The sequence below is a fragment of the Burkholderiaceae bacterium genome (assembly GCA_024235995.1).
GTDB lineage: Bacteria > Pseudomonadota > Gammaproteobacteria > Burkholderiales > Burkholderiaceae_C > Ottowia.
Genome location: JACKLI010000001.1, coordinates 1906901 through 1930196 on the forward strand (window position 1 = coordinate 1906901; position 23296 = coordinate 1930196).

24 protein-coding genes and 1 tRNA gene are annotated in these 23296 nt (G+C 67.5%); 17 read left to right on the forward strand and 8 right to left on the reverse strand.

Annotated elements, in window-relative coordinates:
- Positions 1-77 precede the first annotated feature (77 nt).
- The 3 genes from iscA (at position 78) to H6927_09230 (ending at position 1211) form a co-directional block, all read left to right on the forward strand.
- Positions 78-401 carry an iron-sulfur cluster assembly protein IscA gene (gene iscA / locus H6927_09220; GenBank protein ID MCP5218277.1) on the forward strand — a complete coding sequence of 108 codons (324 nt, stop codon included), beginning with the start codon at positions 78-80 and terminating at the stop codon, positions 399-401.
- A complete protein-coding gene (dnaQ, locus tag H6927_09225) occupies positions 398-1111 on the forward strand; it encodes a DNA polymerase III subunit epsilon (GenBank protein MCP5218278.1) in 714 nt (237 codons plus the stop codon). Before iscA ends, dnaQ begins: the two co-directional genes overlap by 4 nt.
- Positions 1112-1136: 25 nt before the next feature.
- A tRNA-Val gene (locus tag H6927_09230) sits at positions 1137-1211 on the forward strand.
- Positions 1212-1383: 172 nt separating this feature from the next.
- On the opposite strand, the gene H6927_09235 is transcribed toward H6927_09230, so the two are convergent.
- The 4 genes from H6927_09235 to H6927_09250 all read right to left on the reverse strand — a co-directional run bounded on the left by H6927_09235 (position 1384) and on the right by H6927_09250 (position 3156).
- A complete protein-coding gene (locus H6927_09235; protein MCP5218279.1) occupies positions 1384-2028 on the reverse strand; it encodes a Rha family transcriptional regulator in 645 nt (214 codons plus the stop codon).
- 10 nt (positions 2029-2038) lie between these two features.
- Positions 2039-2284, reverse strand: coding sequence for an AlpA family phage regulatory protein (locus H6927_09240; GenBank protein MCP5218280.1), 246 nt, complete (start codon positions 2282-2284; stop codon positions 2039-2041).
- Positions 2285-2662: 378 nt separating this feature from the next.
- Positions 2663-2857: a hypothetical protein gene (locus H6927_09245; GenBank protein MCP5218281.1), complete on the reverse strand. Its 195-nt coding sequence runs from the start codon at positions 2855-2857 to the stop codon at positions 2663-2665.
- Positions 2854-3156 carry a hypothetical protein gene (locus tag H6927_09250; protein ID MCP5218282.1) on the reverse strand — a complete coding sequence of 101 codons (303 nt, stop codon included), beginning with the start codon at positions 3154-3156 and terminating at the stop codon, positions 2854-2856. Before H6927_09250 ends, H6927_09245 begins: the two co-directional genes overlap by 4 nt.
- Here H6927_09250 and H6927_09255 point away from each other — a divergent pair.
- The 3 genes from H6927_09255 to H6927_09265 are packed head-to-tail and all read left to right on the forward strand — an operon-like array spanning position 3137 to position 5942.
- On the forward strand, positions 3137-4888 hold the full coding sequence (locus H6927_09255; protein MCP5218283.1) for a sterol desaturase family protein: 1752 nt from the start codon (positions 3137-3139) through the stop codon (positions 4886-4888). The two genes, H6927_09250 and H6927_09255, sit on opposite strands and share 20 nt — an antisense overlap.
- Positions 4889-4930: 42 nt before the next feature.
- Complete coding sequence (locus tag H6927_09260; protein ID MCP5218284.1) at positions 4931-5443, forward strand: DUF2384 domain-containing protein; 513 nt, start codon at positions 4931-4933, stop codon at positions 5441-5443.
- Positions 5436-5942 (forward strand): RES family NAD+ phosphorylase, encoded by a 507-nt coding sequence (locus H6927_09265; GenBank protein ID MCP5218285.1) that lies wholly within the window; start codon positions 5436-5438, stop codon positions 5940-5942. The genes H6927_09260 and H6927_09265 overlap by 8 nt, the downstream gene beginning before the upstream one ends.
- A gap of 51 nt (positions 5943-5993) precedes the next feature.
- Here the strand turns inward: H6927_09265 and H6927_09270 are convergent, their stop codons facing one another.
- Positions 5994-7739, reverse strand: a complete 1746-nt coding sequence (locus tag H6927_09270) for a polyhydroxyalkanoic acid synthase (GenBank protein ID MCP5218286.1) — start codon at positions 7737-7739, stop codon at positions 5994-5996.
- A gap of 316 nt (positions 7740-8055) precedes the next feature.
- On the opposite strand from H6927_09270, the gene H6927_09275 reads away from it, so the two are divergent.
- From H6927_09275 to H6927_09325, 11 genes are all read left to right on the forward strand, one after another.
- Positions 8056-9471, forward strand: coding sequence for a phenylacetate--CoA ligase family protein (locus tag H6927_09275; protein MCP5218287.1), 1416 nt, complete (start codon positions 8056-8058; stop codon positions 9469-9471).
- 119 nt (positions 9472-9590) lie between these two features.
- A complete protein-coding gene (locus H6927_09280) occupies positions 9591-10013 on the forward strand; it encodes a hypothetical protein (protein ID MCP5218288.1) in 423 nt (140 codons plus the stop codon).
- 66 nt (positions 10014-10079) lie between these two features.
- Entirely contained in the window at positions 10080-10475 is a 396-nt protein-coding gene (locus H6927_09285; protein MCP5218289.1) for a hypothetical protein, read from the forward strand.
- A gap of 24 nt (positions 10476-10499) precedes the next feature.
- Positions 10500-11915, forward strand: a complete 1416-nt coding sequence (locus H6927_09290; protein ID MCP5218290.1) for an ISL3 family transposase — start codon at positions 10500-10502, stop codon at positions 11913-11915.
- A 427-nt stretch (positions 11916-12342) separates the two neighbouring features.
- Positions 12343-12822, forward strand: coding sequence for a hypothetical protein (locus tag H6927_09295; GenBank protein ID MCP5218291.1), 480 nt, complete (start codon positions 12343-12345; stop codon positions 12820-12822).
- Between the two features lie 68 nt (positions 12823-12890).
- Positions 12891-13865, forward strand: coding sequence for an IS5 family transposase (locus tag H6927_09300; GenBank protein MCP5218292.1), 975 nt, complete (start codon positions 12891-12893; stop codon positions 13863-13865).
- Between the two features lie 239 nt (positions 13866-14104).
- Positions 14105-14476 carry a DUF805 domain-containing protein gene (locus H6927_09305; GenBank protein ID MCP5218293.1) on the forward strand — a complete coding sequence of 124 codons (372 nt, stop codon included), beginning with the start codon at positions 14105-14107 and terminating at the stop codon, positions 14474-14476.
- Positions 14477-14758: 282 nt separating this feature from the next.
- Complete coding sequence (locus H6927_09310; GenBank protein MCP5218294.1) at positions 14759-15391, forward strand: FABP family protein; 633 nt, start codon at positions 14759-14761, stop codon at positions 15389-15391.
- A gap of 12 nt (positions 15392-15403) precedes the next feature.
- Entirely contained in the window at positions 15404-15937 is a 534-nt protein-coding gene (locus H6927_09315; GenBank protein ID MCP5218295.1) for a mechanosensitive ion channel family protein, read from the forward strand.
- Positions 15938-16111: 174 nt separating this feature from the next.
- Positions 16112-17608, forward strand: a complete 1497-nt coding sequence (gene rmuC / locus H6927_09320; protein MCP5218296.1) for a DNA recombination protein RmuC — start codon at positions 16112-16114, stop codon at positions 17606-17608.
- Positions 17609-17627: 19 nt separating this feature from the next.
- On the forward strand, positions 17628-18824 hold the full coding sequence (locus tag H6927_09325; protein MCP5218297.1) for an MFS transporter: 1197 nt from the start codon (positions 17628-17630) through the stop codon (positions 18822-18824).
- A 12-nt stretch (positions 18825-18836) separates the two neighbouring features.
- On the opposite strand, the gene H6927_09330 is transcribed toward H6927_09325, so the two are convergent.
- The 3 genes from H6927_09330 to H6927_09340 form a co-directional block, all read right to left on the reverse strand.
- Positions 18837-20231: a DUF1501 domain-containing protein gene (locus H6927_09330; GenBank protein ID MCP5218298.1), complete on the reverse strand. Its 1395-nt coding sequence runs from the start codon at positions 20229-20231 to the stop codon at positions 18837-18839.
- Positions 20232-20406: 175 nt separating this feature from the next.
- Positions 20407-22326 (reverse strand): DUF1800 domain-containing protein, encoded by a 1920-nt coding sequence (locus tag H6927_09335; GenBank protein ID MCP5218299.1) that lies wholly within the window; start codon positions 22324-22326, stop codon positions 20407-20409.
- 411 nt (positions 22327-22737) lie between these two features.
- Positions 22738-23196, reverse strand: a complete 459-nt coding sequence (locus H6927_09340; GenBank protein MCP5218300.1) for a RidA family protein — start codon at positions 23194-23196, stop codon at positions 22738-22740.
- Positions 23197-23296 lie beyond the last annotated feature (100 nt).

A 23296-nucleotide genomic window follows, 5' to 3' on the forward strand; every position in this document is an offset into this window, starting at 1 on the left:
CGCCCCTGCAGGCGCGCCCGATTGGCGGTACGCTTGCCGCATTGCACCTTGGTGCCCAACCCCTGCCTGTTTTCACCATGACCATCCATCTGTCCGAAGCCGCCGCGCGGCATGTGAGTGCTCACCTGGCCAAGCGCGGCGCCGGCGTGGGCGTGCGCCTGGGCGTCAAGACCACCGGCTGCTCGGGCCTGTCCTACGAGCTGGAATACGTCGACGCGGTGGCGCCCGGCGACCTCGTGATCGAGCAGCACGGCGTCAAGCTGCTGGTCGACCCCAAGAACCTCGGCTTCATCGACGGCACCGAGCTCGACTACGTGCGCGAGGGCCTGAACGAGGGCTTCCGCTTCAACAACCCCAACGAGCGCGACCGCTGCGGCTGCGGCGAATCGTTTCGGGTATGACGCGCCAGATCGTCCTGGACACCGAGACCACCGGCCTGTCGGCCGAGGGGGGCGACCGCATCATCGAGATCGGCTGCGTCGAGCTGGTGGGCCGCAAGCTGACCGGCAACAACCTGCACCTGTACCTGAACCCCGAGCGCGACAGCCACGAGGACGCGCTCAAGGTGCACGGCATCAGCAACGAGTTCCTGCGCGACAAGCCCAAGTTCGCCGAGGTGGCGGCCGACTTCCTGCGCTACGTCGAGGGCGCCGAGATCATCATCCACAACGCCGCGTTCGACGTCGGCTTTCTGGACAAGGAGCTCGAGCGCGTCGGCCAGCCGCCCTTCGGGCATTTTGTCGAGGCCGTGACCGACACCCTGGCCATGGCCAAGCAGCTGTACCCGGGCAAGCGCAATAGCCTGGACGCGCTGTGCGACCGCCTGGAGGTGGACAACTCCAGCCGCACCCTGCACGGCGCGCTGCTCGACGCCGAGCTGCTGGCCGACGTCTACATCAACCTCACGCGCGGCCAGGAGGCGCTGCTGATCGACCTGGGCGAGGTGGACGAGGCGGGCGCGCAGGCCGAGCGCGTGGACCTGAGCGGCTTCGATCTGCCCGTGCTCGCGGCCAGCGAGGCCGAGCTGGCGGCCCATGCCGCGGTGCTGGCCGAGATCGACAAGGCCAGCGGCGGCCGCGCGATCTGGAAGGCCGAAAAATGCACGCTATAATTCGCCCTTCGCTGCAAGGCGAAGCGGGTGATTAGCTCAGCGGTAGAGCACTGCCTTCACACGGCAGGGGTCACATGTTCGATCCATGTATCACCCACCAGCATTCACAAACGCTCCGATGCTGCAAACATCGGAGCGTTTTTCTTTCGGTACGGCAAGAATACGGCAAGTGTTTCCAGCTTCACCCGCTACCCCAAAATTTTGGGAGAGCTACGCGGTCTTTGGTGTGGCGCTCACGTTTAACGTGCCAGCACGGTAAAGCTGTTCAGCCATCATTTCCGGCCCCCGATCAGCGCCAACGGCTCCAGCGCCCTCTTGGCACGCGCGTAGCCTTCGTGATGGTCAGCAGCTCCCTGCATGGCTTGGGCGGCCAGGTGCTGAGCTGCAATCAGCATGGCCTTGTGCGGCACGTCTGCACGGGGACGCTGGCCCGCTTCGATGCCTGCCGTTCGGTTCAGCAGCTTGTTGATGTTGACGTGAACGAATCGCTCGTGCGGTGAACCACCGGCCAGGCGGTGTAGTTGGTCGTGCAACTGGTGATAGCCGGGCAGGTACTCGGTATGCAACTCAGCGGCGCGGCGGGCCTCGCTGAACGCCTTGACCAGCTTCAGCTTCAGCTCCACCACGCGCTTGGTGTTCTTGCTCAGGGCCAGCAGGAACAGGGCCTGATCCTCGTTCAGCAGCGCGAACTTCTCGGGCTGGCCTCGACCTCTGATTTCTCCCGTTTGAAACGGGAGTATTCCGAGGGCTTCAAGATCAGACTGATACCGCTTCACCAGCTCGAACGTGCTCTGGTGCTTGGTGTCCATGGCCTGGGCGATCAGGCGGCTGTCCACACGGGCCTCACCGCCCTTCGCGGTCAAGGTGATGGTTGCAGGCACGGCTCCGCCTGCCGGGGTGGCATTCATGACGATCATGGCAGCCCCCTTACTGAGCAGCCAGGCCGTTGATGAACTCGTTGATGTCGGACTCGCGCCAGGCGACACGGCGCGGGCTCAGGCGCACGGGTGCCGGGTAAATGCCAGCCTTGACGCCTTGGAGCCAGTCGGAGCGGCTGATGGTGACGCGCTCAAGAATGCCGGGCAGGCAGATCAATTTGACGGTCGAACCGGATGTAGTGGCCGGAGCCTCGGAACGGGTCGTAGAAGATGTGATGGTCTGGGTTGGTTGCATTGGTTTTCCTGTAACAAGATAGGGAAACTCGCAACAACCCGCAGGGCAAAGTGCCCTATGATGTTTAGCACTCGGTAAGGGTGCCGTGCTGTTGCGAGACTGCGCGGCGGAAAGGCTGGTGTTGGTAGCACCGGCCTTTCCTTTTTGGATGTATGAATATCCAGCCACGGAATGCATTCTTGCACTGTTGGAGTTTGGAATCCGAAAGCGATGGGGTACGACTTCACGCACTTCGTACCCGCCTCAGTTCAGCCAGCGCTTGCTTGAACCGTTTTTCGGTGGTGTCCCACGTCCGGCCGTAACGCTGGGCCAGGTCGTAGATGGCGTCTTTGCGCGCGGCCAGCAGTGTGGCCCGGCTGTCTCCACGGCGCTGGCGCTTCAGGTGCTTGATGGCGGCGGCGGTAGGGTGCCGTCGATCAGGTCGGCCAAGAACGGGCGCACGAGGGCGGATATCTGCTCTTTGCTGCGCAGCAGCTCACAGAACGCGTCGGGCTTGCCCTTGGCCAAGTCGGCTACGGCGAAGTCCCAATGCAGCCATAGCTTGAACGCATCTTCAATTTCTTCGTCGCTCACAGCGCCGTCCTTTCCAGCGCAGCGCGCGCCTGATCGCCGGTCAAGTGTCCATAGTGCTTCTGGATCATCAAGATGCTGGTGCCGGCAATCTGCGCCACGGTCATCAAGTTGACGCCAGTGCCGGCCATGTCGGTGATGACGCTATGCCGCAATGTGTAAATCGTGGTGCCGTCGGGCAGGTCGGCGGCGGCCAGGGCTTCGCGCGTCGGGCAACTCCACTTGTCCTTGACCCACTGGGCACCCCGGGCGAAGGCGGACGTTTCGCCGAGAATCGGCACCATGTCCGGCAGCCAGATCATCGTCCTCGTCACGCCCGCATTCCTGCTGCTGATGGCGCTGGAGTGGGCCGCGGGCCGCTGGCGCGGACGGCCGGTGTTCCGGCTGGCCGACGCGGTCAGCAGCATCAGCCTGGGCATGCTCAGCCAGACCAGCGCGGTGTTCACGCGCCTGCTGCGCCTGGGGCTGTACACGCTGGCCTGGCAAACGCTGGCGCTGTGGCGCGACGATGCGTTCTGGCACGGCGCGGCGGGCTGGGTGCTGGCGCTGCTGTTCTACGACCTGTGCTACTACGGGTATCACCGCGCCGGCCACCGCGTGGCCGTGCTGTGGGCGGCGCACGCGGTGCACCACCAGAGCCAGGACTACAACCTGTCCACCGCGCTGCGCCAGACCAGCTCGGGCGCTGTCCTGGGCTGGCTGTTTTATGTGCCGATGGCGCTGGCGGGCGTGCCGCCGCTGGTGTTTGCCGTGGTCGGCCTGATCGATCTGCTGTATCAGTTCTGGGTGCACACCGAGCAGGTGGGGCGCCTGGGCTGGTTCGACCGCTGGTTCTGCAGCCCCAGCAACCACCGCGTGCACCACGCCGTCAACGACCGCTACGTGGACAAGAACTACGGCGGCATCCTGATCGTGTGGGACCGCATCTTCGGCAGCTTCGAGGACGAGGATGCGCGCGAGCCCTGCGTGTACGGCACGCGGGGCCTCTTGAACAGCTGGGACCCGCTGTGGGCCAACGCGCAGGTGTATGCCGGCCTGGCGCGCGACAGCTGGCACGCGCGCTCCTGGGCCGACAAGCTGGGCGTGTGGCTCAAGCCTCCGGGCTGGCGGCCGGCGGATGTGGCCGAGCGCTTTCCCAAACCCGCTTTCGACATCGCGCGCATGCCCGTGTTCAACCCGACCATGTCGCCCGCGCTGCGCGGGTTTGCCGGCGTGCAGTTCGTGTTGCTGCTGGGCGGCGTGGCGGCCTTTCTGTGGCAGGCCGAAGGCGCGCCGCTGGCCACCAACGCCATCTGGTTCGCGGCGCTTGTCGCCTGCCAGTGGGCGCTGGGCGCGGCCATGCAGGGGCGCATCGGCATGTGGGAGGCGCTGATGATCGAGGCCGGCGCGCTGGCCACCGCCACCAGCGCGCTGGGCCTGCGCGAGTGGCATGTGCTGGCCAAGCCGGCGGCGATGGGGTTTGCTATCGTTGCCGTAGCTTTCAGCGCATGTTCGGAGCGGGCCAGCGGCCGATTGGGCTTGAATCGCTCGCGGCTTCTGCTGCTGGCGGCCCTGCTGGGCTCGCTGGCGGGCGACGTGTTCCTGATGCTGCCCGGCCGGTTCATGCCCGGCCTGGTGAGCTTCTTGCTGGCGCACCTGGGCTACATCGCGCTGTTCCGCCAGGGCGTGCCCTGGTTCGGGCAGCGCGCGGCGTTGGCGGCGACGCTGGCGCTGGGGGCCGGCATGTACGCCTTCCTGTGGTGGGGCGGCCTGCCGGCGGCGCTGCGCGGGCCGGTGGCCGCCTATGTGCTGGTGATCGCGCTGATGGCGGCCCAGGCCTGGGGCCGCTGGGCCGTGCACCGCGATCGCGCGGCGCTGGGGGTGGCGCTGGGGGCGTGCTGCTTCATGCTGAGCGATTCGCTGCTGGCCATCAACCGCTTCGTCACGCCGCTGCCGGGCGCGCAGGTCTGGGTGCTGGCCAGCTACTACGCGGCGCAGGCGCTGATCGTGGGCGGCATGCTGCGCGCCGGGGAGCGCGGCCAGGGTCTTGCATGATGTCTCGATTGAGAGTAAATTAATTCTCGATTGGAGATCCGCATGTCTGTCTACCCCACCGCACCCGAGCCCGCCGCCCATGCCGCGCGCGAGCGCAGCGCCACGTACTTTGTGGGCGCGCCCGCGGCGGGGCAGGGCGATGCCTTTGGCCTGTCGGCGCTCGAGCGCGTGCGCCTGGTCAAGCAGGGCGTGCCCGCGCGCACGGTGCAGGAGATGAGCGTGGCCATGGGCCTGCCGCGCGAGCAGCTGATGCGCGCCGTCGGCCTGGCGCGCTCCACGGTCGAGCGCAAGATCGCCGCGCGCGCGCGCCTGTCGGAGGGCGAGAGCGAGAAGCTGGTGGGCCTGTCGCGCCTGATCGGGCAGGTCGATGCCATGGTGCGCGCGTCGGGCCAGGCGCCGGCCGGCTTCAACGCCGCGCGCTGGTTTGCCGGCTGGATGGCGCAGCCCGTGGCGGCCCTGGGCGGCCTGTGCCCGCAAGAGCTGCTGGACACCGCCGACGGCCGCGAGGCCCTGGCCACGCTGCTGCTGCAAATGCAGTCGGGCGTGTATGCCTGAGGCGCTGGCGTTCTGGCGCATCGCCACCGACACGCCCGACTACACCGCCGACGACGCCAGCGGCGCCGGCGCCGAGCGCAGCGGCGGGCGCTGGAACGCGCGCGGCACGCCCCTGCTGTACGCCAGCAGCACGCGCGCGCTGGCCTGCCTGGAGACGGTGGTGCACCTGGGCGGCGGCCTGGCGCTGCCGCTCAACCGTTACCTGGTGCGCGTCGACGTGCCGGCCGATGTGTGGGCCGCGCGCGCCGTGTTCGACCCCGCCGTCAACGTGGGCTGGGACGCGCTGCCGCCCGGGCGCGTGAGCATTGCCTGGGGCACGGCCTGGGCGCAGGGCGGCGCCTCGTGCGTGGCCGAGGTGCCCTCGGTCGTCGTGCCGGAGGAGGGCAACCTGCTCGTCAACCCGCGCCACCCCCAGGCCGGGCGCATCCGCCTGGTCAAGCTGCGCCGCTGGCTGTACGACCCGCGGGCGGCGCGCGCCATGGGGCCGGATGTATCCTGAAACGATAGCGTCTTGGGTAGTCTTGACGCGGGCTGGAGGCTGATTCGATCATCAAGGCTCGGCGTAGCGCTGCATCGCGTAGTCGCCCGGCGCGTCGCCCAGCACGTGGCCGGCGGGGATGGGCCTGGCCTTGACGGGGGCCGACGAGTGCGCCGCCAGCCAGCCCTGCCAGGCGGGCCACCACGAGCCTTCGACGCGCGGTGCCTGCTGCAGCCACTCGTCGGCGCTCACCCATTCGCCGCGCTCGGGTCGCGTCGCCACGCGGTAGTACCGGCGCGGGTGGCCGGGCTCGCTGACGATGCCGGCGTTGTGCCCGCCGCTGGCCAGCACGAAAGTGATCTCGGTGGCCGTGAGCAGGTGCAGCTTGTAGACCGAGCGCCAGGGCGAGACGTGGTCGCGCTCGGTGCCCACCAGGAAGATGGGCATGCGCAGGTCGGCCAGCGCCACGGGGCGGCCGGCCACCAGGTAGTGGTTGTGGGCCAGCGCGTTCTTCAGGTACAGCGCCACCAGGTATTCGTGGTGCATGCGCGCGGGCAGGCGCGTGGTGTCGGCGTTCCAGGCCATCAGGTCGTTGCCCTGCTCGCGCTCGCCCATCAGGTATTCGCGCATGCGCCGCGTCCACACCAGCTCGCGCGAATGCAGGAACTGAAACGAGCCGGCCATCTGCTGCCCGCTCAGGTAACCCTGGCCCTTGGTGACGTGGTCCAGCAGGTTGATCTGCCCCTCGTCGATGAACAGGCCCAGCTCGCCCGGCTCGGCAAAGTCCACCTGCGCCGCCAGCAGGCTGAGGGTGCGCGGCGCCGGCAGGTCGTGGTAGCCCTCCACGCCGCCCTTGGCCGACAGCGCGGCGGCGGCGATGGCCATCAGCGTGCCGCCCAGGCAATAGCCCATGGCGTGCAGCGGTGCGCCGCCGGCGTCGTGCTGGGCCGCGCGCATGGCTTCGAGCACGCCCAGCTCCAGGTAGTCGTCCATCGACAGCTCGCGGTCCGACTCGTCGGGGTTGCGCCACGACACCATGTACACCGTGTGGCCCTGCCCGACCAGGTGGCGCACCATCGAGTTGTGCGGCGACAGGTCGAGGATGTAGTACTTCATGATCCACGAAGGCAGTATGAACACCGGCTCGGGGTGCACCTTGTCGGTCTGCGGCGCGTAGCGGATCAGCTCCACCAGGTGGTTGCGGTACACCACCTTGCCCGGCGTGGTGGCCAGGTTGCCGCCCACCACGAAGCGGCCCTGGTTGGCCACGTCCTCGGCGGTGGGCACGCCCGTGCGGTCGGCCACCCAGTTGCGCAGGCCCTGCGCCAGGTTGGCGCCGCCCGAGCGCAGGGTTTGCTGCAGCACCACCGGGTTGGTCAGCGGGTGGTTGGCGGGCGAGAGCATGTCCAGGTACTGGCGCGCGAAGAAGCTCACCAGCTGCCCGTGGTGCTCGCTCACGCCGGGCACGCAGGCGGCCTCGCGCCAGAAGGCCTCGGCGTTGCGAAAGCCGGCGCGCCACTGGCTGAAGGGCCAGCGCGCCCATTCCTCGGCGCGAAAGCGCGGGTCGTCGTCCTGCAGGCCCGGGCCTTCGTCGCTGGCGTGCGCCGTGTCCAGCGCCAGCTTGGCGCCCAGCGTCGCCAGCTCCAGCTGGCGGCCCGGCGCGGCGGCCAGGTGCCAGGCCCAGTCGGCCCAGGCCAGGCCCAGCGTGATGGGCGACAGGTGCCGAAACGCCGCCGCCGCCTGGCTTTGCGCCACGCGGTCGAGCTTCTCGGTGGGGGTTTCGGCCAGGTGGGCCGGGTTGGCGCGCTCGACGGCCATGCCGGCCGGGCGCACGGCGCGGCGCGGGCTGCGCGAGACGGAAGGGCTGTTGCTGCGGGCCATGGCGGTTGTGCTCCGGTTGTTCAACCGATCGTAATCACAAGTCCAAGGGTTGGCCTGCGTCAAGGTTGAACTTTTGATTTGATGCAAGATCAGCCTTCGAACAGGCAAGAAGGTCGAGATCGTTTGCAAGCAAGGGGGCGTGCCGCGCGGGGCGAGCCTGCCCCGTGGTGGCGCGCCGTTCCTCCATCCCACGAGGAGACAGCATGGCTGCTCACCACGCCCACCACCACCACTCCATCGCGGGGCGCGCGCCATGACGGCCGCGTACGCTCCCGTCTTCGACGCCCTGCACCTGCAGTCGGCCGCGCACGACGTGATGCTGGCCACGCACGCGCCGGCCTGGCTGATCGAGCAGCGCCAGCAGGCGCGCGTGCAGCAGCTGCTGCAGGCCGCGCGCGGCTCGGCGCTGTACCGCGAGCGCATGGACGGCGACACGCCCGCGCTCGAGCGCATGGCCCCCGTCAGGCGCGCCGAGCTGATGGCGCGCTTCGACGAATGGGTGACCGACCCGGCATTGCGCCTGGACGAGCTGCGCGCCTTCACGGCCGACGCCTCGCGCGCCGGCCAGCCCTGGCTGGGGCGCTACGTGGTGTGGGAAAGCTCGGGCACCAGCGGCATGCCGGGCATCTTCGTGCAGGACGCGCGCGCCATGGCGGTGTACGACGCCATCGAGGCCACGCGCCACCGGCCGCCCGCGCGCGCCATGCCGCTGCCCTTCGATCCGTTCGGCGCCCTCAACCTGCTGGGCGCGGCCGACCGCCATGCGCTGGTCACCGCCACCGGCGGGCACTTTGCCAGCGTGGTCAGCTTCGAGCGGCTGCGCGCCATCAACCCCTGGGTGGCCGCCAGCTCGCGCAGCTTTTGCGTGATGCAGCCGGTGGATGAGCTGGTGGCGCAGCTCAACCGCTTTCAGCCCACCGTGCTGGCCACCTACCCCACGGCCGCCGCGCTGCTGGCCGACGAGGCCGAGGCCGGGCGCCTGCGCATTCGCCCGCGCTGCGTGATGATGGGCGGCGAGACGCTGAGCCGCGCCGTGCGCGAGCGCGTGGCGCGCGTCTTTGGCGCCGCCGTGCGCGCCAGCTACGGCACGTCGGAGTTCCTGCCCATCGCCTGGGAATGCGCGCACGGCCACCTGCACGTCAACGCCGACTGGGTGCTGCTGGAGCCGGTGGACGAGCAACATCGCCCCGTGCCCGCCGGCGAGCGCTCGCACACCGTGCTGCTGACCAACCTGGCCAACCCGGTGCAGCCGCTGATCCGCTACGACCTGGGCGACCGCATCACCTGGCACGGCGAAGGCTGCGCCTGCGGCTCGCGCCTGCCCGTGATCGAGGTCGAGGGCCGCAGCGACGACGTGATGCGCGTGCCCGCGCGCCGCGCCGGCGAGCACGTCAGCCTGCTGCCGCTGGCCCTGTGCACCGTGCTGGAGGAAGAGGGCGGCGTGTTCGACTTTCAGCTGCGCCAGCAGGGCCCCAGCACCCTGGTGCTGCGCCTGCCCGGCAGCGACGCCGCCGCCGCCGCCGCCGTCGAGCGCTGCCGCCTGGCGCTGCAGCAGTTTGCCCAGCGCCAGGGCGCCGAGCCCATCCACGTGCTGGGCGAGCTGGGCTGCGCCGTGCCGCGCGGGCGCAGCGGCAAGGCGTGCCGCGTGGCGCTGGATGCTGCGGCCTGAGTACCCCACGGCCCCACCGGCGGGTGGGGCTTGAAATCAGGGCTCTCCGGAATAACTTGTGGAACAGGTGACCATGCAGTATCCTCCTGAGTCGGATTTTCGTGTGGAAAGGAAACCAAGTGAAACTGCATCCTAAGACCGCCGCCCTTGTGGACCGGTTCGCCGCAGCTCTGAAGGAAAAACTCGCCGCCGCAGAGGAGAAGTACGGCTACTCCGACGGGTGGGCGACTGACGACTGGATGGGCGAGTGTCGCAAGGAACTGCGGAAGCACGTTGCAAAAGGGGACCCACTGGATGTGGCGGCCTACTGCGCATTCCTGTGGCATCACGGCGAGGCGACCACCGGCCCATGTCCGCACGCAGACTACTGCAACGAGACGGGCTCCTGCGCGAACGGATGCGATGACCGGATGCCTCGGCTGACGGACCAAGATGTGGCCGACTGCTTGGGTCGGTCGTTCGATGCGGCGGGGAATATCCTGCCCAGCACCTTCGCACGCGAGGTTCTCCGGGCGGCTCAAGTCTTGGTCCGAGAGAAGTGAATTGACTGCCTTTTTCTTCATCTGCGCAGCCCTGTACTGCGCGTGGTTCATCCTGAGGTTCCTGCTATGAACGAGAATTACGAGGGCGCGCTGGCCAAGATTGACGCTGCAAGGAAACTGGCCCGGCAGACGATGGCGAAGCATGGCAAAGAGGAGGTGTGCGACCCGCCAATGGGCATCGACACGCCCCAGAGGCCGGCGCTGCCGGCTTGGCAGGACGTGTTGGGCGCTGCCGAGCAGCTCGTCCGGCAGAAGCCCGCCTTCCCCAAGTACATCAAGGGCACGGTCTTGGAGAACGATGTGCCGGTGTGGATTGCCACCTTCACCCAGCAAATGCTGGTGCGCGAGCTGTCTCGCATCCGGGCTGTCATCGCTTCCGACCGCTGTGACGGTGATACCGACTACGCAGCGGGAGCCAACGCCGCCCGAGCCAAGTACCTCGCCGCCATTGACAAGCGGTGACCCCATCCACACGACAATCCGGGGATGACGGACATCCTCGACCTGAAGGGCTGGACGGTGCTGGGTCGCACCGAGGAGGACGGGGCGGACGTGCTGGAGGCGGAGTACCCGCTGCCCATGCCTACCGCCTGCCCAAAGTGCGGCACCCTCGACTGCATCTACCGGCACGGCACCAAAGCTACTACTTACGTCGACATTCCGATGCGCGGGAAGCCGGCCAAGCTGCGGGCGAAGGTCCAGCGATACCGGTGCACCTCCTGCAAGGAGACCTTCCTGCAGCCGCTGGGCGGCATCTTGGAGGGCCGGCGCATGACGGAGCGCTGCGCCACCTACATCAAGGCCCACAGCCTGCGGGACACCTTCACCCGCATCGCGGAGAACGTGGGGTGCGACGACAAGACGGTCCGGACGCTGGGGGCGGAGTACATGGCCGAACTGGAGGCCAGCCACCGGCCGGAGATGCCAGACTGGCTGGGCATCGACGAGACCCAAATCGACGGGAAGATGCGCTGCGTCCTGACGGACATCGGGGAGCGCCGCATCCTCGACATGCTGCCGGACCGGGACAAGGCGACCTTGGCGGGGTGGCTGCACCGGTTCAAGGACCGGCACTGGGTCAAGGGCGTGGCCATCGACATGTGGCGGCCGTACCGGGACGTGTCGCACCAGATGTTCCCTGGCCGACCGGTGGTCATCGACAAGTTCCACGTCGTCCGCATGGCGAACTACTGCATGGAGCGGGTCCGCATCCGGCTCCAGAAGCAGCGCAAGGCTGGCGAGCGGCGCCTGTGGCTCCAGTCCAAGGCGATGCTGAACATGCGGTACGCCAAGCTGGCCGAGAAGGGCCGGTTCAATCTGGACATGTGGCTGGCCAACGAGCCCGAGCTGGCCGCCGCCTACGGGCTGAAAGAGGCGTTCTACAACATCTACGACCTGCCCAAGGCGCAGGCCGTGGCGGCCTTCGACGCCTTCCCGGGGACCATCCCAGCCAGCCTGAAGGCGGACTTCAAGACTCTCACGACCGCCATGAAGAACTGGCGGACGGAGATTCTGGCGTACTTCGACCACCCCATCACCAACGCCTACACCGAGGCGCTGAACGGGGTCGCCAAGACCATCAACCGGCAGGGCCGGGGGTACACCTTCGAGGTGCTGCGCGCCCGTCTCCTGTACGGCAAGGGGCCGCTGGAGCCGTGGCGGCTGGCGACCGTCTACCCTGCCAACCCCACCCAGTTGCAGCTCCTGAAGCGGGAACAGGGCAACCGGTGCCAGAGCTGCGGCTGCGAGCTGGGACGGACCAAGGACGACAAGGCGAACGTGGTCGTTCTGGTGCGCGGCAACACCCGCCGGCAGCAGCTCATTTGCGGGCTGTGCAACGTCGGTTTCCACACGGAGGCACTCAATCACCGGAAGCCTCCTTCAACACAGAAATCCGGATAGCCGAAATCAGGGTCAAAATGGGCTGCGGCGCCTGTCAATCATGCGCAAGAAGCTATTGAAATAATAGTAATTATCCCACGCCTCATCGCCATACTCGCCCTCGATACCCTCAGCCCCGTGCCGCGCTGCCTGCACACGCGGTCAAGCAGCTTGAGCGGCGCGGCGTGTGCCTCAGGCGAATTTGCAGGCGGCGCAGCGTGCAAAATTTCAGGTTTGTCTAAATGACAAGAAAACCCGGGATTGAGGTGCGTCACCAGCAGCACTGAGCATGTTATCGTGCAGGCTAGTGTCGAATCGACGCCATTTAATTGGTTAAGCTTCCTTATTATTTTATTCGCAGAAAAATGATGCATCGCCTTCTGAAGTTCCTATGGCTAACTTGCTTCGTCAGTTCGGCTTGTGCTCAGCAATTTTTACCTCCTGAAAAATGACTCATTCAGGAAAGACGTATAGCCTGGCCTATAAAAATTCATTGCCCAATGGCAGAGAAATTTTTGAATACACAACAGACAATGAACCCATAGAAAAATGGTCGTCTCTTGTCACGTTAAATTATGCAAAATCTTTGGCTGCTACGCCATTGAAATGGGCTGACACAGTAAAGGTTGCGCTTGATCGTGAGAAACCAAAGCCGCATTACAGTTTGTATATAAAGGGAAATAATGGATATGCCAAAATTATCTATGAACCTGACTCCAAAAATCCGATCTATGAATCCAATGTTCATAAGAGTTTTCATATGGAGACATGCGGTGGTCTCCTTGTTTTTCAGTTTGCTAAAAAATATCCGCAAAATACCGATCAGTCTGACGAAGGCAAGCTGTCAACTTTAAAGCAAATTGCCAAGGAAAATACCCAATTCGCAGATGAAATCGAAAAATCTGAATGGCTTCCAAATTGCAGTTAAGGACACTCTGCAAAACCTCCAACCGGCGAGACTGGCGCGAGGCGAGAGGATGAGAGACGATGGCGGACATGACACAGATGACCTTCGGCCTTGATCCGCTGCCCAAGAAGACTCGCAAGGAGGTCTTTCTTGACGAGATGAATCTGGTGGTTCCGTGGGGCGAGTTGGTGGCGCTGATTCAGCCACACGCCCGCGGCGCACACCAGGCGCTGGGAGGGCGCCCGCCGTTCGCGATCGAGACGATGCTGCGCATTCACTGCCTGCAACTGTGGTGGAACCTGAGCGATCCGGCGATGGAAGAAGAACTGCATGAAAGGCCGTTGTACCGCCGCTTTGCCGGGCTGCAGGGTGCCGCACGCATGCCCGACGAGAGCACCATCCTGCGCTTTCGGCATCTGCTGGAGAAGCACGAACTCGCCCCGAAGATCATGGCCGTGATCAATGCCGGCTTGGCCCGGCAAGGCCTGATGCTCAAGACCGGCACGGTGGTGGATGCCACCATCATCGCGGCACCCAGTTCGAGCAAGAACAACAGAGGTGAGCGGGACCCGCAGATGCACCAGACCAAGAAGGGCAAGCAGTGGCACTTCGGGATGAAGGCGCACATTGGCGTGGATGCCCAATCGGGTCTGGTGCACACGGTCATTGGCACGGCGGCCAACGTCAATGACGTGACGCAGGCCACGCAGCTGCTGCACGGGCAGGAGACGGACGTGTTCGCCGATGCAGGCTACCAGGGCGTGGACAAGCGCCAGGAGGCCCAAGGGCTGGCCGTGGACTGGCACATTGCCATGCGCCCGGGCAAGCGCGCGGCACTGGAGCTGAGCAATGCACTGGCGGCGAAGATTGAACAGCTCGAGAAGATCAAGGCCAGCATCCGTGCCAAGGTCGAACACCCGTTCAGGCTGATCAAGCAGCAGTTCGGCCATGCCAAGGTGCGCTACCGCGGGCTGGCCAAGAACACGGCACGACTGCAGGTAATGTTCGCGCTGGGCAATCTGTGGATGGTGCGCAAGGCGATTTTGCAGGGGACGCAGGCATGAGTGCGCCTACTGGGCGCCAAAGGGCATCTGAAAACCGGCACAGCGCCTCGAACACGGGCGCCAAGTGCCGAAAATCGAGCCGCTATTGCGCATCACGAAACCTGATCTGCCGTCGCGCCACTCATGCCGTCAGCAGACAGGGTTTTGCAGAGTGTCCTTAAGGAAGATTGGGTGGAATGATTGTGATCTGATTCCAATTTCCAAAAAAACTTTGAGACGCTAATCAATAGGGGGAAAGCATGAACTGGTTTCTTATTGCACTGAAAAAATACGCCACCTTCTCTGGGCGCGCCCAACGTGCCGAATATTGGTATTTCTTCCTTTTTTACATCCTCATCTTTATTGGTCTTTCCATCATCGATGGGGTCACGGGGTCATTCAGCGGCGAAACCGGCATGGGTTTGCTTGGTGGCCTCATGTCCTTGGCGCTGCTTATTCCATCCGTAGCGGTGGGGGTGCGTCGCCTGCATGACACGGGGCGTAGCGGTTGGTGGTTGCTCATTGCGTTGATTCCATTGGTCGGTGCCATTGTTATTCTTGTCTTCACCGTTCAAGACAGTGAGACTGGCACGAATGCATATGGCCCCAATCCCAAGGCCGGTGCCATCTGACAAGGTGCAGCACCCGAGCTTCATGCTTTCTCTTCTGCGCGAGGCCGGGTGGACTTGTCGAAATTGAGGGCGGATAGATATTTTCATGCGGCCACATTGGAGGTCATCGTGGTCCCCATCCCTCGGTTGGGCTTCGAACAGTCCGAGCCTTAATTGCCGGATCGCCTGAACGAGTGGGGTGGTACTTGCGTCACGTTGTTCGCATCGCGGAGCCACGGTGGGGCCGCGAGCCGGACCGACCCGCCTGCTAAGCTGCATCGCCAACGAGAGGAAGAACCACCCATGCCCAACCATCCCAAAGACATCTACACCGAGCCCACGCCGGACGCCGATACGCTGGCCAACCTGGGGCCGCTGGCGCCGATGGCGGGCATCTGGACCAGCGCGCAGGGCCTGGACGTCAACCCCAAGGCCGACGGGCCGGAGCGGCAGCCGTACATCGAGCGCATCGAGCTGCAGCCGATCGACGCGCAGACCAACGGGCCGCAGCTGTTCTACGGGCTGCGCTACCACACCCACATCCTCAAGCCGGACGAGGCCGAGACGCTGCACGATCAGGTCGGCTACTGGCTGTGGGAGCCGGCCACCGGCACCGTGATCCAGACGCTGTCGATCCCGCGCGGACAAACCGCGATGGCGGTGGGCCAGGCCGCCGCCGACGCGAAGTCGTTTCGGCTGGAGGCGGTGCGCGGCTCGACGGTGAACGGCATCAGCTCCAATCCGTTTCTGGAATACGCGTTTCGCACCGACCGTTACACCATCACCGTCACCATCCACGACGACGGCAGCTGGTCTTACGAGCAGGAAACGGTGCTGATCATCCCTGGCCAGGCCGAGCCGTTTGCCCACACCGATCGCAACAGGCTGGTGAAGATCGGCAAACCCACGCCGAACCCCACCGCGCGAGCGGGTTGAGAGATCGGGACGATGGCCCTTCCGTCCGACCCTGCCGTGGGCTGGCTGAACCCGAACTCGGTCGTCGGCGCGGTCGTTCTGGGCGTGCTGGCCTTCGCGCTGTCGTTTATCGTCGCGCTGCTGATCCGCCGGGGCACGCGCCGCATCCAACAGCACCTGACCGATGTCACGGCGCTGGGTTTCGTCAGCGCCTTCGCGCAGTTGCTGACCTACCTGTTCGGGTTCGTGCTCTATGCGCACTTGATTCCGGAGTTGCGCGCCTTCGGCACGGCGCTGCTGGCCGGGGTCAGCGTGATATCGGTCGTGGTCGGCGTTGCCGCGCAGAACACGCTCGGCAACCTCGTCGCCGGTTTCTGGCTGGTGCTGTCCGGGACCATCCGCGTCGGCGACGCGATTCACCTGGCCTCGTCCGTGGGTGCCTTCGATGCCACCGTGCGGCTGATCTCGCTGGGCAACACCGTGCTGGTCGACCAGCAGGGCCACGAAGTCGTCGTTCCCAACAGCCTCATCATGGCCAGCGCCATCACCCGCATCAAACGAGTGTAAAAACCGGGGTCGGATCAACATCCACCTTCGCGCAGGCTCGTCTGATCCGACGCTTCTACAATGCGGGCATGAACCTTTCCGCCAGCGCGCCCGGGCACGCAAGACGAGTCTTTTCGACCTGCAGCCAGCATACAATCTGCGCCGGCAGCTATCAAATCAGGAACAAGCATCACCATGCCGGGCGCTGACGTGTGGCTGTGGGCGGTGCTGGCCCTGGCGCTGGTCAACCTGGCGCTGCTGCTGCGCCGCCCGCGCCGGCCGGCGGATGTGCCGGGGCGCGAGGAGCTGCAGCAGTGCGTGGAGCAGTCGGCCGCGCGCCACGGCGAGCGGCTGGAGCGCGGCCTGCGGCAAGAGCTGGGCGAGGGCGCGCGCAGCAGCCGGCAGGAGCTGGCGCAAAACCTGGCCACTTTTCAGGACGCCGTGACGCGCCAGAGCGCCGAGGCGGTGCGCACGCAAAACGCCCAGGTCGATGCGCTGGCCGCGCAGCTGATGCAACTGCGCGGCACGCTGGGCGACACGCTGGTGGCGCAGCTGCAGGCGCTGGGGCTGACGATGACGCAGCAGGCTCAGGAGACCACGCGCACGCAGAACGCGCAGATCGACGCCTTTGCGCAGCAACTGGCGCAGTTGCGCGGCGGCCTGTCGCAGACGCTGACCGAGCAGTTGCAGCAGCTCAGCGAGGCCAACGCGCGCCGCATCGCCGAGATGCGCGCCACGCTGGAGCAGCAGCTGGGCACGCTGCAGGCCAGCAACAGCGCCAAGCTGGACGAAATGCGCCAGACGGTGGACGAGAAGCTGCACGCCACGCTGGAGCAGCGCCTGGGCGAGAGCTTCAAGCAAGTGGCCGAGCGATTGGAGCAGGTGCACAAGGGCCTGGGCGAGATGCAGACGCTGGCGCAGGGCGTGGGCGACCTCAAGCACCTGCTGGCCAACGTCAAGACGCGCGGCCTGTTTGGCGAGGCGCAGCTGGGCCAGCTGCTGGAGCAGGTGTTCACGCCCGACCAGTACGCGGCGCAGGTGGGCACCCGGCCCGGCAGCAAGGAGCGGGTGGACTTTGCCATTCGCCTGCCCGGGCGCGGCGAAGATGGCGCGCCGCTGTGGTTGCCGATCGACGCCAAGTTTCCGACCGAGGACTACGAGCGCCTGCTGGACGCCCAGCAGCGCGCCGACGCGCCGGGCGCCGAGGCTGCGGCCCGCGCGCTGGAGGCGCGCATCCGCCTGGAGGCGCGCAGCATGGCCGACAAGTACCTCGAGCCGCCGCACACCACCGACTTCGCCATCCTGTTCTTGCCCACCGAGGGCCTGTACGCCGAGGTGCTGCGCCGCCCCGGCCTGATGCAGGCGCTGCAGCGCGAGCACCGCGTGACGCTGGCCGGGCCCACCACGCTGCTGGCCATGCTCAGCTCGCTGCAGATGGGCTTTCGCACCCTGGCGCTGGAGCAGCGCAGCAGCCAGGTGTGGCAGGTGCTGGGCGCGGTCAAGACCGAGTTCGGCAAGTTCGGCCAGTTCGTGGCCAAGGTCAAGGACCAGGCCGAGGGCGTGGTCAAGACGCTGGATGCGGCGCAGACCCGCACCAACATGATGAACCGCGCTCTCAAGACGGTAGAAGCCCTGCCCGAGGCGCAGACGCAGGCACTGCTGCCCGCCGCCGAGCCGGACGCCGAAGCGTGAGCCGATCGCGGAGCCGCGCATGACCGGGCGCGAGCTGCTGCGCCTGGTGTCGGCGCAAATCTGCGTGCACAGCGCCATGACCGGCACGCGCCTGGCCGCGCCGCTGCTGGCGCTCAAGCTGGGTTACAGCGCGGCGGCGGTGGGGGTGCTGCTGGCGCTGTATTCGCTGTCGGCCGTGTTTCTGGCGCTGCCCGCGGGGCGCCTGGCCGACCGGCGCGGGCTGCACCTGCCGCTGCTGCTGGCGGTGGCGGCGGCCATCGCGGGCGCGGCGCTGGCGGCGGCGTGGCCGGTGTTTGGCGCCTTGTGCGTGTCGGCCCTGCTGCTGGGCGCCTCGGCCAACACCGCGCAGATCGCGCTGCAGCGCCACGTGGGCCGCTCGGCCACCGACGTGGGCGACCGCAAGCGCGCCTTCAGCTGGATCGCCATCGCGCCGGCGGCGGCCAACTTTGCCGGGCCGCTGCTGGCCGGCCTGCTGATCGACCACGCCGGCGCGCAGGCGGGCGATTTGCGCGCCTACCGCATCGCCTTTGCCCTGATGGCCGTGCTGCCGCTGGCCTGCTGGTGGCTGCTGCGCGGCGCGCCCGAGGCGCCGCCGGCCCCCGCGGCCGAGGCGCCGCACCAGCAGAGCGTGTGGGACCTGCTGGGCCTGCCCGCGCTGCGCCGCCTGTTGCTGGCCAACTGGCTGCAAAGCATGGCCTGGGATTCGCACACCTTCGTGCTGCCGCTGCTGGGGCACGACCGGGGGCTGGAGGCCTCGGTCATCGGCGCGCTGATGGGCGCCTTTGCCATCGCCGCCGCGGGCATCCGCGTGGCGCTGCCGCTGCTGGCGCGCCGCCTGGCCGAATGGCAGGTGATCTACGCCAGCACCCTGCTGGCCGCCGGCGCGCTGCTGGCCTACCCGTGGATGCACGGGCCCCTCGGCATGGGCGCGTGCTCGATGGTGCTGGGCGTGGCGCTGGGCGCGGTGCAGCCCATGGTGCTGAGCCTGCTGCACGACGTGGCGCCGCCGGCGCGCCAGGGCGAGGCGATGGCGCTGCGCTCGCTGACCATGAACGCGTCCAGCTGTGCCATGCCGCTGCTGTTCGGTGCCATCGGCGCCGTCACCGGCACGGCCGGCCTGTTCTGGATCGTGGCCGGCGTGCTGGGCCTGGGCGCGCGCAGCGTGCCGGCGCTGGGCGCCGTGACGGCGCACGCGAGCGGGTCGCCGCCCCGCTGAACGCAGCCTCGGTCAGAGAAAGCCCAGGTCGCGCGTGCCGAAGTTGGCGATGTTGGGCGCCACCAGCGGCAGCTCGGTGTCGGACACGCCGAACCAGCGCCCCAGCGTGGCGGCGAACTGATCGACCGAGGTGCTGGGCAGCAGGCGCCCCTGGCCCGTGTCCTCGGGCCCGCCCAGCGCGATCTGCGGCGCGCTGCCGTAATAGGCGCCGCCCTTGACGGCGCCGCCCAGCACGAAGTGGTAGGCACCCCAGCCGTGGTCCGAGCCGTCGCCGTTGGAGCTGAGCGTGCGGCCGAAGTCCGAGGCGGTGAAGGTGGTCACCCCGGCGCCCATGCCCATGCTGTCGATCGAGCGCTGGAAGCCCGCCATGGCGTCGCCCACCTGCTGCAGCAGCCCCGGGTGGCGCTCCATCAGGTTGTCGTGGGTGTCGAAGCCGCCCAGCGACACCATGAACACCTGCCGCTTGATGCCCATGCCGCGGCCGGCGGCAATCAGGCGCGCGACCATCTTGAGCTGGCGGTTGAGGGCGCGCTTTTGTCCGCTGGCGGCGTCCTTGTCGGGCAGCAGCGCGTCGAAGTTGGGCGTGCCGGCCAGCGCCCCGGCCAGCACTTTCTGCGCGTCGATCGAGCGCGCGGTGATGCGGTTGTATTCGTTTTCCAGCACCTGGGGGCGCGCCTGCGTGATCAGCGTACGCAGGGCCTCGCGGCAGGCGGGCGAGTCGTACAGCGGCTCGACGGCCACGCCGTTGATGGCCACGGCGCCGCTGGCGCCGATCTGGTAGGACACGACGTCGCGCCCGGCCAGGAACACCGCGTTGCCCGTCACCGACATGCAGGTGAACAGCGAGCGGCCGTTGGACGCCAGCGCCAGGTCGCCCATGGCGCCGCCCCAGCCGCGCACCGCGCCTTCGGCGGCGGCGCTTTGCCACACCGACTGCTGGTCGTTGTGCGAGAACAGCTTGGGCGGCAGCGGCACCGAGCGCGCCTTGTATTGCGCCAGCGTGGTGGGCTGCACCAGGGGGCCGACGTTGAGCTGCACGGCCAGCTGGCCGCCGTCGAAAAACGGCTTCAGCGCCGACAGCGAAGGCGCCAGCGCGTACTGGCGCCCGCCGTCCAGCGTCGGCGCCAGCTGCACCGCGTCGAGCGCGCTGCGCGCGAAGGCCAGCGTGCCGCGCACCTTGGCGTAGTCGGCGTAGCCCGCGGCGTCGCAGGGGATCAGCGTGTTGCCGTGGTCGTTGCCGCCGTACAGGAAGACGCAGACCAGGGCGCGGTAGTCGTCGGCGGTGAAGGCGGCCGCCTCGCCCATGGCGGCCAGGTTCAGGGCCCAGGGCGCGGCCACGCCGGCCACGCCCAGCTGGCCCACGCGCTGCAGGAAGGCGCGACGTGCGATGTGCTGAGGCTTGTTCATTTCAATGATCCATTTCGTATGTGCGCGATCCGTGCCGCACGAAACTCAAAGTGCCCGATGGCCGCGGAGCAGGCCATGCCAGCGATCGCCGTGGTCGGGGTTGCCCCGGCCACTGGCGATGCCCCCTTGAGGGGGAAGGCGAAACAACGCGCAGCGTGTGGAGACTGGGGGTGTTTCATTTCTGAACGAGGTATTCGGGGCAGCTCATGACCAGCAGGATGGCGCTCCAGATGCGCGTCTTGCGGCCGTAGGCGCTGCCGGTGCCGATGCTTGCGATGGCATCGGTGATGGTGGCCAGCGTCGCGCTGGACAGCTGGCCCGCCGCCAGCAGCAGGTTCAGGCGGTTCACCAGGGCCTTGGGGTCGTCCAGCAGCGCCATTTCGCGCGTGTAGTTCTCGACCCAGATCTTGGTGCCCTTGTCGCCGTCCATGCCGTCGCCGATGGCGCCTTCCATGAAGTTGATGTAGCTGGCCACCGTGGTTTCGTTGGTGATCTGGAACTCCGGCGCGCTCTGGCCGCTGCTGTCCAGGGCCGTGTTGGGCGGCACGTAGCCGGGCCGGAAGAAGTTGAACACCGAGGGGCTGCGCAGCGGGCTCTGGCCCAGGCCCTCGGACGGATCGGACTGGTCTTCCACCAGCCAGGGCGCGCCGTTCTTCGGGGCGGCGCCGAAGGTGCGCGCCCATTGCACGCAGCGGATCATGGGCTCGCGCAGCTTGCCCCAGGCGGGCGGCGCCTGCGCCGGGTCCTGGCGAGCCTCGGGGTCGAGCAGGATCGCCTTGACCACGGCGGCCAGGTCGCCGCGCACGCCGGCGCCGTTGTTGGCAAAGGCGGCGGCCACCCGCCCCACGTAGGCCGGGCTGGGCGCGCTGGTCACCAGGCGCTGGATGAGCTGCCGGCCGATGAAGGGGGCGGTGTTGGGGTGGTTGAACAGGGTGTCCAGCGCCAGGTCCAGCTTTTGCTGCGGCGGCGTACTGCCGGCGATGGTGGTGCCCAGGAAGGCGGCGTCCAGCGTGGAGTGCTGGCTGGCCTTGACCATCATGGGGTTGCGGTAGCGCTCGGGCTTGACGCCCTTGACGTGGCCCGTTGGGTCCAGCACGTAGCCGGTGAACACGCGCGCCAGGTTGCTCACGTCGTCCTGGCCGTAGGTTTCGATCGGGCGGCCGTTCGCGCCCAGGCGGGGGGTGCCGTCGGCGTTGAGCTGGTACAGCCCGATGGTGAACAGCTGCATCACCTCGCGCGCGTAGTTCTCGTCCGGCTGGCGGCCGGTGGCCGCGTCTTCCTTCTGGTTGCCCAGCGTGTTCAGGAAGATGCCCATGGCCGGGTTCAGGGTGATCTCGCCCAGCAGCTTGCGGAAGTTGCCAAAGGCGTTGCGGTTGAGCAGGTCCCAGTAAGCCGCCATGGCAAACGAGCACGACTCGCCCTCGATCAGGGTGGTGGATACCACCATGATCTCCGACAGGGCCAGCGCCACGCGCTTGCGCATGGCGTCGGAGGACTGCATCAGCTGGTACCAGACCATGTAGTCGGCATAGGCGTCGTTGTCGAGCATGTTGCCGGCGGCGCTGTTGTAGCCGCCCGCGATCAGCCAGTCCCAGCCCGACTGGGTGGGCGGCAGCGCCATCTGGGCCGTCAGCCAGCCCTCGTAGCCCTTGCTGCGCACCTGCTCGATTTCCTCGTCGCTGGACGAGAACTGGGCCTGGTGCAGGAAGCGGGCCGCCTGCTCGGGAGCGATGGGCCCGCTGGGTCCGGCCGGGGGGGCGGGCGCCGGTCCCGGGTTGCCGGGCGCCGTGCCGGGGCTGCCGGGCGTCGCTCCCCCGGTGCCGGGTGTCGATCCGCCGCTGCCGGAGGGGGTGCTGCCGCTGCCGGGCGTCGCGCCGCCGCTGCCGGGAGTGCCCGCAACGCCGGCTCCGTCGCTGCCGCCGCCGCACGCCGCCAAGGCGGCCGCGGCCAGTGCGCTCAAGCCGATGGCGCCCGCCAGGGGGCGGCCGGTCGCCGTCCCTGCGCCGGGTGCCGGTGGCGAAGCGCTGGGTCGCGGCGCGGGGGCGGGCTGGCTTGCGGGGGGCACGCACGCGCTTTCGGTGACCTCCAGGGTCATGGTGGCTTCATCCTTGTGTCGTCGGTTCCGGTGGCCGGCCGCACAAGCCAGGCCCGCGGTCGCATGAAGCGACGCACGATGCCCAAGCCGCGAGCCGGGAGACCGTGCCACCGCGGTTTGAACTGCACCCGTTGAAACCAGGCATGCCCCCGGCGGGCACGAGAACTTTCGACTATGCCGAGAACGGACCCCGACGGAGGTCACAAAGCGTTAGCGTGGGGGTATGGGCTTGATGATGGTCCGAGGACGGGCGCTCCCCCGCGCTGGCGTTGGTTTTCCTTGCCGCGCGCCCGCAGCGGCAGGGGTCTCGCGCCGGGCGATAGCCTCAGCCTTTGGTTGCAATTGCGCGACCCGCGCCGGCTGGGCGGGCGGCCCGAGCGCCCGCGATGGCGCCGGCGGGGCGCGCCAGGCTCAATCGATCTCGGCGACCAGCTCGATCTCCACGCAGGCGCCCAGCGGGATTTGCGCCACGCCAAAGGCGCTGCGCGCGTGCTTGCCGGCCTCGCCGAACACCTCGCCCAGCAGCTCCGAGCAGCCGTTGGTCACCAGGTGCTGCTCGGTGTAATCCAGCGCGGAGTTGACCAGGCTCATCACCTTGACGATGCGGCGCACGCGGCCCAGGTCGCCCTCGCAGGCGGCCTGCAGCGTGCCCATCAGGTCGATGGCCACGGCACGCGCGGCCTGCGCGCCTTCGGCGGTCGTCATGCCCGCCCCCAGCTTGCCCACCCACACCTTGCCGTCCTTGCGCGCGATGTGGCCCGACAGGAAGACCAGCCTGCCGCTGCGCGCAAACGGCACGTAGGCGGCGGCGGGGACGGAAACGGGGGGCAGCGTGATGCCCAGTTGCTGCAGCTTGGCGGCGATGGTCATGGTGGTCTCATCAAAAAAAGTTGAACACAGGAGCGTGCCCTTTGGGGTGAGCGGCACGCACCCGGCAACTGTAACGGCACGGGTGCTGGTGGCGCATGAT